This window comes from Rhizobium sp. UFLA01-1127, from assembly GCF_059803845.1.
This window is the reverse complement of sequence record NZ_JAUQTZ010000185.1, coordinates 1-10,151: the sequence shown is the minus strand read 5'-3', so window position 1 is coordinate 10,151 and position 10,151 is coordinate 1. Positions and strand designations below refer to the sequence as shown.

At 58.3% G+C, this 10,151-nt stretch carries 10 protein-coding genes and 1 pseudogene; 6 read left to right on the top strand and 5 right to left on the bottom strand.

Features of this window, described 5'->3' with window-relative positions; genetic code table 11:
* From Q4Q11_RS29000 to Q4Q11_RS28980, 5 genes are all read left to right on the top strand, one after another.
* The coding region (locus Q4Q11_RS29000; protein ID WP_498571627.1) for a proton-translocating transhydrogenase family protein at nt 1-465 on the top strand (465 nt) is incomplete at its 5' end.
* A gap of 21 nt (nt 466-486) precedes the next feature.
* Complete coding sequence (locus tag Q4Q11_RS28995; protein ID WP_498571626.1) at nt 487-1,932, top strand: NAD(P)(+) transhydrogenase (Re/Si-specific) subunit beta; 1,446 nt, start codon at nt 487-489, stop codon at nt 1,930-1,932.
* 79 nt (nt 1,933-2,011) lie between these two features.
* Nucleotides 2,012-2,218, top strand: a complete 207-nt coding sequence (locus tag Q4Q11_RS28990; RefSeq protein WP_498571625.1) for a hypothetical protein — start codon at nt 2,012-2,014, stop codon at nt 2,216-2,218.
* Nucleotides 2,219-2,400: 182 nt separating this feature from the next.
* Nucleotides 2,401-3,138 carry an SDR family NAD(P)-dependent oxidoreductase gene (locus Q4Q11_RS28985; protein ID WP_414125310.1) on the top strand — a complete coding sequence of 246 codons (738 nt, stop codon included), beginning with the start codon at nt 2,401-2,403 and terminating at the stop codon, nt 3,136-3,138.
* A gap of 134 nt (nt 3,139-3,272) precedes the next feature.
* Nucleotides 3,273-3,617, top strand: a complete 345-nt coding sequence (locus Q4Q11_RS28980) for a DUF1330 domain-containing protein (protein WP_498571624.1) — start codon at nt 3,273-3,275, stop codon at nt 3,615-3,617.
* Nucleotides 3,618-4,014: 397 nt separating this feature from the next.
* Here the strand turns inward: Q4Q11_RS28980 and leuD are convergent, their stop codons facing one another.
* The 5 genes and pseudogenes from leuD to Q4Q11_RS28955 form a co-directional block, all read right to left on the bottom strand.
* Nucleotides 4,015-4,716, bottom strand: a complete 702-nt coding sequence (leuD, locus tag Q4Q11_RS28975) for a 3-isopropylmalate dehydratase small subunit (RefSeq protein WP_498571623.1) — start codon at nt 4,714-4,716, stop codon at nt 4,015-4,017.
* Nucleotides 4,625-5,044 (bottom strand): annotated as a pseudogene (locus Q4Q11_RS28970) (aconitase family protein); the annotation flags it as partial. The pseudogene Q4Q11_RS28970 and the gene leuD, both read right to left, overlap by 92 nt.
* Nucleotides 5,045-5,092: 48 nt before the next feature.
* Nucleotides 5,093-6,016 carry a hydroxymethylglutaryl-CoA lyase gene (locus Q4Q11_RS28965; RefSeq protein WP_498571622.1) on the bottom strand — a complete coding sequence of 308 codons (924 nt, stop codon included), beginning with the start codon at nt 6,014-6,016 and terminating at the stop codon, nt 5,093-5,095.
* Nucleotides 6,013-7,236, bottom strand: a complete 1,224-nt coding sequence (locus Q4Q11_RS28960; RefSeq protein WP_498571621.1) for a CaiB/BaiF CoA transferase family protein — start codon at nt 7,234-7,236, stop codon at nt 6,013-6,015. The genes Q4Q11_RS28965 and Q4Q11_RS28960 overlap by 4 nt, the downstream gene beginning before the upstream one ends.
* A gap of 958 nt (nt 7,237-8,194) precedes the next feature.
* A complete protein-coding gene (locus Q4Q11_RS28955; protein ID WP_414125305.1) occupies nt 8,195-8,509 on the bottom strand; it encodes a carboxymuconolactone decarboxylase family protein in 315 nt (104 codons plus the stop codon).
* Between the two features lie 497 nt (nt 8,510-9,006).
* On the opposite strand from Q4Q11_RS28955, the gene Q4Q11_RS28950 reads away from it, so the two are divergent.
* Nucleotides 9,007-10,008 carry a TAXI family TRAP transporter solute-binding subunit gene (locus tag Q4Q11_RS28950; protein WP_498571620.1) on the top strand — a complete coding sequence of 334 codons (1,002 nt, stop codon included), beginning with the start codon at nt 9,007-9,009 and terminating at the stop codon, nt 10,006-10,008.
* Nucleotides 10,009-10,151 lie beyond the last annotated feature (143 nt).

Sequence of the window (10,151 nt, the reverse complement as noted above, 5' to 3'; positions counted from 1 at the left end):
ATCACCTATCCGCCGCCACCGCCGAAGATCCAGGCGATCGCAGCCCAGAAACGACAAGAAAAAGCAAAAGAGCTGACGCCTGAGGAAAAGCACGCCAAGGAAAATGCCGAGTTCAAGGCGCAGACCAAGAACCAGGTCGGGCTTTTGGTTGTCGGCACGGCCATCCTGCTGCTCGTCGGCCTTTATGCGCCAGCAAGCTTCATGAGCCACTTCATCGTTTTCGTGCTTGCCTGCTTCGTCGGTTTCCAGGTCATCTGGAATGTCAGTCACTCGCTGCACACGCCGCTGATGGCCGTCACCAATGCGATTTCCGGCATCGTCATCATCGGCGCGCTGCTGCAGATCGGCTCCGGCAACTGGCTGGTGGTGATCCTGGCCTCGCTTTCCGTCCTCATCGCGACGATCAACATCGTCGGCGGTTTCCTCGTGACACGGCGCATGCTCGCCATGTTCCAGAAGTCGTAAGCCAAGCGGGGATCTGTTTAAATGACCATTGGTATCGTTTCCGCGGCCTTTGTTGCCGCAGCCGTTCTGTTCATCCTCTCGCTCGGCGGTCTTTCCGGCCAGGAACGCGCCAAGCGCGCCGTCTGGTATGGCATCGTTGGCATGGGCCTTGCCATCATCGCCACCGTCTTCGGCCCTGAGATCAGCAAGGGTGTCGGGCAATGGCTCGTCGTGCTCCTCATGTTGGCCGGCGGCTCCTTGCTCGGCTACTTCGTGGTGAGCCGGGTGCAGATGACCGAGATGCCGCAGCTTGTGGCGGCTCTTCACTCCTTCGTCGGCCTTGCCGCCGTCTTTATCGGCTTCAACGCCCATATCGAGGAAGCGCATGTCGCCTCGCTCGATGAAACGGCGCGTTCGTTGCTGACGGGCTTTTCCGCCATTCTTGCCCACAAGACGCCGGTGGAATTGGCGATCATGAAGGTCGAGGTCTTCCTCGGCGTCTTCATCGGCGCGGTCACCTTCACAGGCTCCGTCGTTGCCTTCGGCAAGCTTGCCGGCAAGGTGGATGGCAATGCGAAGAAGCTGCCGGGCGGACATCTGCTGAACGCGGGTGCCGCGGCCCACTCACTCATCCTTCTGCTCGTCTATTTGCTCGGCGGTGGCGACTGGGCGTTACTTCTGATGACTGCTCTCGCCTTCTTCATCGGCTACCACCTGATCATGGGCATCGGCGGCGCCGACATGCCGGTCGTCGTCTCGATGCTGAACAGCTATTCCGGCTGGGCAGCCGCCGCCATTGGCTTCACGCTCGGCAACGATCTGCTGATCGTGACGGGGGCGCTCGTCGGTTCCTCAGGTGCGATCCTCTCCTACATCATGTGCATGGCGATGAACCGTTCCTTCATCTCGGTCATCCTCGGCGGCTTCGGCGGCGCGACGGGTCCAGCGATGGAAATCGAGGGCGAGCAGGTGACGATCGACGCCGAAGGCGTGGCATCGGCGATCAACGACGCAGACGGCGTCGTCATTGTCCCGGGCTATGGTATGGCGGTGGCGCAAGCGCAGCAAACCGTCTCCGAACTGACCCGCAAGCTCAGAGCCGCCGGCAAGACGGTCCGCTTCGCCATCCACCCGGTGGCGGGACGTCTGCCCGGCCATATGAACGTGCTGCTCGCTGAAGCGAAGGTGCCTTACGACATCGTGCTTGAAATGGACGAGATCAACGACGACTTCCCCAATACCGACGTCGTGATCGTCATCGGTTCCAACGACATCGTCAACCCGGCGGCACAGGACGACCCGAACTCGCCTATCGCCGGCATGCCCGTGCTGGAAGTGTGGAAGTCGAAGCTCGTGATCGTCTCCAAGCGCGGACAGGGCACGGGCTATTCCGGCATCGAAAACCCGCTATTCTACAAGGACAATACTCGCATGTTCTATGGCGATGCCAAGAAGTCGATCAACGATCTTCTGCCGCTCCTCACGTAATCGAACGGGCAAACAAGACCGGAGGCGCGCCCACCCCCAACACAGGCGCCAGCAGGTGAACCGTCAGTAAGGACACACAATGAACCGTCGTTTGGTAGGCAGAATTGCGGTTGTGACCGGTGGCGTCGCCTGTTTCGGTCGCTCGGCTATCTGCAACCTTGTCGGTGACAGCGTAGATGTCGCCGTAGCAGGTTTCGGAGCTCTCGAAGAGGTGAAAGCGCTCGTCGAAGTTGAGGGCGGGGAACTTGATTTGCCACAAACAACGACGCGATATCTGCAGGTGTGAAAATACGAAAGCTAAACATCAAGCGGCATCAAGGCCCGGACGATGATGCTGATCTTATCACCTTCCTCGTCTTCGACGAAGCAGCCTTCATCACTGATCGTTCCGGCAGATTGCAGCCTCATCCGGCGCTGCGGGACTCGATACAGCCTTCATTTTTTCCGAGCTCATAGAAAGGAGCAATCATGTCAATGTCTCATTCAAACAGAGTTGCCGTCGTGACCGGCGCGGCGAGAGGTATAGGTCGGGCGATCGCCATCAAACTCGCCCAGCACGGTGCGAAACTTGTTCTCGTGGACCGAGCGGAGTGCCTGGAAACGGCGCAAAAGATCGGCACGGAGCACATCAGTGCCGTAGCTGACGTTTCACTCGCAACGGACTGGTCAAGACTGGCCGAAGTCACGTTCAGTCACTTTGGGCGAGCCGACATTGTTGTTAACAACGCCGGGATTCTCCCGGTGAAGCATATTGATGAAATGGATGCCCAGGATTGGGATGCAGTGCTGCGCGTGAACCTCGATTCACATTTTCACAGCGCGAAACATTTCGTGCCGCTCATGCGCAAGAACAACTGGGGCCGATTTGTAAACATCTCGTCGAATTCCATCGGCGTTTCGCAACAGGGCCTGAGCCACTACATGGCGAGTAAGATGGGCGTCATCGGTTTTGTCCGCGGACTTGCAAACGACCTTGGCGGCGATGGCATCACCGTCAACGCAGTTCTGCCGGCCATAACGAATACACCCGGCATGGCAGGCCTTCCAGATGAGGTCAAGCGGGAGGTGTGGATGCAGCAGGCAATAAAGCGGTTCGCCGATCCCGACGATATTGCCGGACCGGTTGCATTTCTGACGAGCGATGATGCCTCGTTCATCACGGGCCAGGCGATAGTCGTCGACGGTGGCATGTACAAGATTTCCTGACTGCTGCTGCTGCAGGAACGGAGGGTTCCCGACCTGTAGCGGCAACCCGGATCAGAATTGATTTAGGACAAATCGATTGCGTGCGCATCCTGATGCGCCGTTAGAACAATGTGGAAAACTGGAGGATACTGACTATGCCTGCTTATGTGGTGTTGATCATCAAGATCGATAATTTTGATACTTTGGTAAAGTCTGGCTACCCCAGACGTTCGATAGCTCTGGCGAAGAAATATGGCGCGACCTACCGAATGTTTGGTGAAGGGGCGGAACTTGTGGAGGGAGACGAAAGCTGGAGAGGGGCTCGCCCCGTCATTCTGGAATTCCCCGACGAAAAAGCCGCCCGGGGCTTCTGGATGAGCGACGAGTATCAGGAGATCATAAAATTGCGTGACGGTTACACGAAAGCGATCAGTTTCATCACCGACAAGCCATGGATGACTGAGGAGGAGGAGGAGGCGTACCTGAAAGCGCATCCCTGATAAATGTCGACGACGAACAAGTGCGCAGCCTCCGCGAGTTGCGCATTCCGCTCGACCGCCCGGCATGGTCAAGCTCCGACGCAATGAGAAGGTCGCATCAAGGCACCTGGCGCTCTTGCGGGACGCCAAGATCGACGCCAAGACGCCTCTGCTTCTGATGATGCAAAATCGGCTCGGGTATCTCCGACATGAAGCGGCAAGGCGCTTGCTGGATGACTACCGGCTGCGATCCGTTTCGAGCGCGTCTTTGCGCCCTCGTTCCCTGCCATATGCGAAGGCTAGGCTCCGATTGCCTCGCCTTCGCATTCGACGCTCTCAAACGGTCGTCGTGAAAACCGCACTGCGCTCGAACCGTGCCCGACGTGGCAAGGTCGTGACGCTATTATATTTCAATTTCTTAGGGGAGTTCCGCCGGGGCGGACCTTAGCCAGGGATACGCCCTGGCCGCGGCATTTTTATGTGATGTGATATCCCGGGCGTGGGTGAAGGACAGGTCAATGTCATCGACACCATTCAGCAGGCGGTAACGCTTTCGGGGTTCGGTCGAAAAACGGATTTGAGCGCCTGCCGCCCGAGTGATCGTCTCAGTTTCCAGATCGACCGTCAGAACCGCCGTTTCGGGGTTCCTCACATCAGAAAGAAGCGTCTCCACATCCTGCCGGCAAAGTTCGACGGGCAAGATGCCGTTCTTGAAATAGTTTCCTCGAAAAATCTCCGCAAAACTGGGCGCGATGATGCATCTGATCCCGAAATCCAACAGAGCCCACGGGGCGTGCTCACGACTTGATCCGCACCCGAAATTGTCGAGCGCGACCATGATGCCGGCTCGATCCCGTGGCGCCTTGTTCAGAGGAAATTCTGGATCGGCAACCCGGCCGTTGCAGAACAAGGCCTTGGGCAAACCGTCTCGCGACACGGTTTTCATGAAGGCTGCGGGAAACGGCATGTCCGTGCCGATGTCGGCAAGCTCCAGTGGAGCCGCGATTGCGGTAATTGAAACAAACGGGTCATATAGCCAGTCTCCGCACGTCCGTGAGGCAACCCGTGACCGCCGCTGCGGCGGCCATCGCCGGGGAAACGAGATGGGTTCGCCCGCCACCCCCGTGCCGACCCTCGAAATTCCGGTTTGAAGTCAATGCGTTGCGCTGTCCCGATATCAGCTTGTCCGGATTAAGACCAACGCACATCGAACAGCCGGCGTCACGCCATTCGAACCCCGCGGCGATGAAGATGCGGTCGAGCCCGTCGGCTTCACCTCGGGCCCTGGCGTCGCCCGATCCTGGAACAACAAGCGCTCTCACGCCGGATGCAACCATCCGTCCACGAGCGATTGCCGCCGCTCGCAGATCTTCGATGCGGCTGTTTGTGAAGGAGCCTATGAAGACAACGTCAATCGGCAATCCGTCCAGGGATCCTTCTCGAGCGCCGCTACAACGTGATTGTCCCAGATTTTTCATAGAGCGTGCGGGGTCTGGTCATTTTGTTGGCTCCTCTGCAATGCATCGATTGCCACGCAGTGCTGCGCGTACACGGCCACCCGGGGTGGCTCCCGCAATCCTGGCGCCGTCTTCCGCGACATCAAGCAGGCGGCCAAGATCGATGCCGGTGGCTATGCCCATGTTATCGAAGGTCCACACGACGTCTTCCGTCGCGACATTACCGGTCGCACCGGGAGCGAAGGGGCACCCGCCCAGTCCGGCGAACGACGCGTCAAAGGCCCGCACGCCGGACGAATAGGCCGCAAGGACATTTGCGACCCCGAGGCCATATGTGTCATGGCCATGGAATACCCAGCCGGGTCCGTTCGGGAAACGTGCCATGGCGCGCGCGAACAGGGCCTCGACCTTGTCGGGCGTCGTCCGACCTGTAGTGTCGCAAAGCGCGATCTCGACCTGTGGGCGGATGGGAACGAGTTGGTCAAGCAACCCGATGACATCGTCTGGCGCAACCGGTCCGTCGAACGGACAGTCGAACGACGTCGCCAGGTTCAGGCGAAGTGAAATTGACGGAGGAAGTTGCCCCACAATCCCGGCATATTCTTCCACGGATTCCCGCGGGGTTTTGCGCACGTTGTTCATGTTGTGCTTCGGGCTCACCGAAAGCACAAATGCGATGGCAGTCGCTCCGGCAGAGACAGCCTCTTCACAGTAGCGCTGATTTGGAACCAGGACCTGCACGCCAAGATCCGGCATTGCCTGTGCCGCCGCCAGGACTTCGGCCGCGTCAGCCATTTGCGGCATAGCGCGGGGGCTCACAAACGCACTAGCCTCCACGCGCCTGAGGCCTGTTTCGTAGAGGCGGCGAATATAGTCTATCTTGTGGCTGGTCGGAATGAACATGGTGATCGGCTGGAAACCGTCGCGCGGCCCGACTTCGATCAAGGTTACGTCCTGGCTCATGATATAACTCCTTTTTCGCGCAGGACGAAAATTTCCTGGTCATCCATGCTGAGCAGTCCGCGCAGGATCTCCTCGTTGTGGGCGCCAATAGCCGGTCCCGGCCACCGGATTGCATTTGGTTCGTCACCAAAGCGCGGTACGACGCCAGGATGCAGAATTGGGCCGTCAAATGCCTCGTCATAAACGTCCAAAATCATCCCGCGCTCCCGATATTGCGGGTCATGAGCGATATCAGCGGCGGTGTACACGCGCGAGTTTGGGATATCCTCGCCGGTCAGCAACCCGATGAGCGTTTTTGAATCATGTCGGCGTGACCATTGACCAATCAATTCGTCGAGTTCGACTGAATTTTGAACACGTTGCTGATTGCCTGAGAAACGCGCAACACCGATCAGGTCCGGCCTCCCTATCAAACCCATCAGCTTTGCGAAAAGCGGTTCGGAGTTCGCAGCGATCAGAACGTACGCTCCGTCGGCGCTGGGATAGGCATTGGTCGGTGCCGCCGTCGGGATGCCTCCACCCGTCGGCTGGCGGACCTTTCCAAGCCTCCCGTACTCAGGAAGCATTCCTTCCATAAGGCTCAGCACGCTCTCCGTGAGAGCGACGTCGATGGTACGCGGTTTGGCGTCGCCGGCGGTGCGATCTCTCTGCCACAGCGCCGAAACCAGACCGAACGCGGCGTAGAGGCCGGCAAGCGAATCGCCAATGCTGACCCCCACGCGCACTGGCGGAAGGTCGGTACTGCCCGGCGCTTGATTGGTCAGATGCCTGAGGCCGCCGATCGCCTCACCTATGACGCCGAACGCGGCACGGTCCCGATAAGGCCCTGTCTGGCCAAAGCCGGAGATATGCGCGATTATCAGATCCGGCCTTTCCCGGCGTAGAACGTCTGGACCAATTCCCAGCCTGACAAGCTGCCCGGGACGGAAATTCTCGACGACGGCGTCACATTCACGCACCAGCCTTAGGATCAGTTCGATCGCTCTCGGATCCTTGAGGTTGCAGGCCAGGCTCCGCTTGTTTCGGCCATGCAAAGACCACCAGATCGACTTGCCGTCGACTTGTTCGCCCCATTGACGCACAGGATCTCCGGTGAGCGGCTCGATCTTGATAACATCAGCGCCGAGATCGGCCAGAAGGCGCGTGGCGAACGGAGCCGCCACAAAGTGTCCGATTTCAAGCACCCTGAGACCGCGGAGCGGGAAACCGTCGCCATCCATCTTTTTCCTCCTTTGAGCGGATGGACCCGATTCCTCGCCGAATCGATTACTGTCTCCGCTTTATTCTTTGCTGGGTTTGTCGAGAACGGATGTGTCCGTTCCGCGTCGGCCCGACGCTCCAGCGCCAGCATTCATATTTTGTGGAACTGTCGGAGGCGGGCCTGGCCAAAATGATACATGTCCGAAAATATAACATATGTCAAATATAGTGGTAGCGAGTGAAAATCGATTCTCCTGTTCTCACTCCACTGTTTTGGCACAGGAACGATGTGTTCACGGAATCCATGACAGAAGTTGCCAAAGTGGCGGTCAGGAGCGCAGAAATTTGGCTCGTATCACCATTGGAACTCGAGAGCTTTGTTTGAGTTTTGACTCTGGTCACCGGTTGACGATCGCGGATTGATGACCGAATCCAGGAACGGTGAGTGGGGGAGAGAAGAGTCTCGTTGATGATCCTGCGTCACGACGGTGACCGTTCTAACGCGCGTCGGTAGGACAATTGCCCGGAGCCGAAGAGCCGCCGAACAGGTCGGGAATTCGCTTAACAATCTCGATGTCTGGTGACTGGAGGTTTTGGCTTTCAAGGGGGAGGGATGTCGCCAGCGGAAGCGTGGGTTTCCTTGGCACGCCAGAGGGATAACCACACAAACGCGGCCGCGCCGGACTTATGAGCCGGCGATACCAGCAAGGACAGTCAATCTGACCAAATCAGGATCGGCTCTCCTCCCGGTCCACAAGCTGGCATGATGGTGAAGGATGGCCCGATCCGCTATCGAACCGAGCGAACGTATCGGACGGATCTAAAGCTCCCTGCGAAATGGGACCTTCCGGCCACGCCGCACAACCCCATCAAGTCATGGATCGTCCAGTGGACCGCGCCAGTTCTCACCATTCGCTACTGGTCTCGCGCCTCCATCCTCGCACCGAACCGAAATTCTCCGTTCGGCGCCGTCGCGGATCAATGTTCCTCGAACAGGATCGGCAGCCCGATCAAGGCGCCGTTCACGCCACCATTGGCGACGGCGATCATCATGGCGGCAGCTAGTTCCTCCTTCGTGGCGCCGGCCTGCAGCGCGCGAGGGATATGGGCGCGCAGCGAGTTTTCCAGGTTGAGCGCCGTGTGTATGCCTATGTAAACCAGTTCCCGCTCCCGCGGGGTCAGGACGGTATCCGTCGCCAGCGAGCCGACAAACTGTGCGAATATCTGGCCAGGGGTGCCGCCGTTCTTCCCGACATAGGCGACCGTTCCCGGCTTAGGATTGGCGTCGTTCAAGACTGAACTCCTTCGTGCTTCTTCGAGATTGCCGGAGCCCTCCGACGGATAGGCATGCGGACGAATGTACCCCTCATTGATCGGAGATCCCAGCCAAACTATGCGTCGTAAAACGATCAGGGTGCGCGTGGTGGCCTTTTTCGCGTACGATTTTGGCTTCTTCAACCAATATTGATGAATGGCGCTAAAAACGCCCCTTCATCTTTTTGCAAGCGAGCAAGAGCGGAGGGCGCCAGCACGAAAGGCTCCTGGAATTCGTCCCCTTGAAAACGAAAGAGCACTATCCGGAACGGAGAGGCCGCAACTCCCGTCTCCATTCTGCAGCTTGAGAGTTTTTACGTCGATTGCCGCCGCGACGTTCGATCCCAGTGGTGGAACCCTCTTGCAAACGTCAGCAATATGCGCATAATGCTGCGTAATTGATGAAGATGAAACTTGGCGTGCGCAGGCAGTCTGCCGGGTTTGGACGCAAGTTCGTCCTGGGAGGAGAGCGAAGCATGACAACCGAAAATGGGGCCGCCACGGAGATCAAGATCCTGGCCGCCGGCGCAAACTTTTCGAAATATGGGAGTATGATCGGCCAGGGGTTGACCGGATACTTTGGCGACCTTCCTGAGGGCACGACGGTATCGGTGCACAACATGCATCCGGGCGAGGCCTGCATTGTAGGGCCGGAACTCGTCGACAGCGGTCGCTATCACATGGCTCTGACCTCTCCTTCCTGGCTGGTCGAAACCGCCAGGACGGGTCGTGGCACGAATGGCTTCGGAGAGCGGCCTCTGCGCGTGATGGCCATAGGCGTGTTCCCGCATTTTGATCAGTTTGCGTTCGCCGTGCGCAAGGATCTGGGCATAAGCTCAATCAGGCAGATCAAGGAGCAAAAAATTCCGCTCAGGATTTCGACCGCGCCAACGCATCTTCGTCATCCGACCGGCTGGGTGCTCGACATCGTGCTGGCAGCGTACGGCATGTCTATCGAGGAGATAGAATCCTGGGGCGGCTCGGTGGTGTTCGGTGACCGGCAGCCCAATCTCATGGAGAGAGTGCCGGAAGGCCGGCTGGATCGCGTCTCTGGCATGCGCAGCGGAGCCCTGAATGCAGTGTTTGATGAAGCGCTCATGACCAGGCCTTGGAAGGACATCGCTGACACCGTCGATCTGACCTTCCTGCCGATCGACGAAGACGTACTGGACCGGATGGAGCGCAAGCACGGGATCCGCCGGGCTATTATGCCGAAGAACTCTCTGCGTGGCGTCGATGCCGATGTGCCAACCGTGGACTTCTCCGGACATATATTATTCTGCCGCGAGGATCTCCCCGACGAAATTGCATACGCCACCATACGGGGTATCGATCAGCAGAAACGCCAGATCGAGTCGATATTTCTTCCGGAGCAGGGCCTGACAGGCCCGGTTGATCTATCACAGATGTGGAAGGACACCTACGTGCCGCTGCATCCAGGGGCGGAGAAATACTATCGCGATCGCGGGTACATGTAAAAGACGCTCCATCGCTGCTGAATGAGTGGTATCGTTACCAAAAAACAAGAATAAAACACTTGAGTACGACAGAGGAGCACGACTTTCGAGCTCTCCAACTGAACCCGCCGAAAGGCGCGCGCGACCAGAAAACCGACAACGCC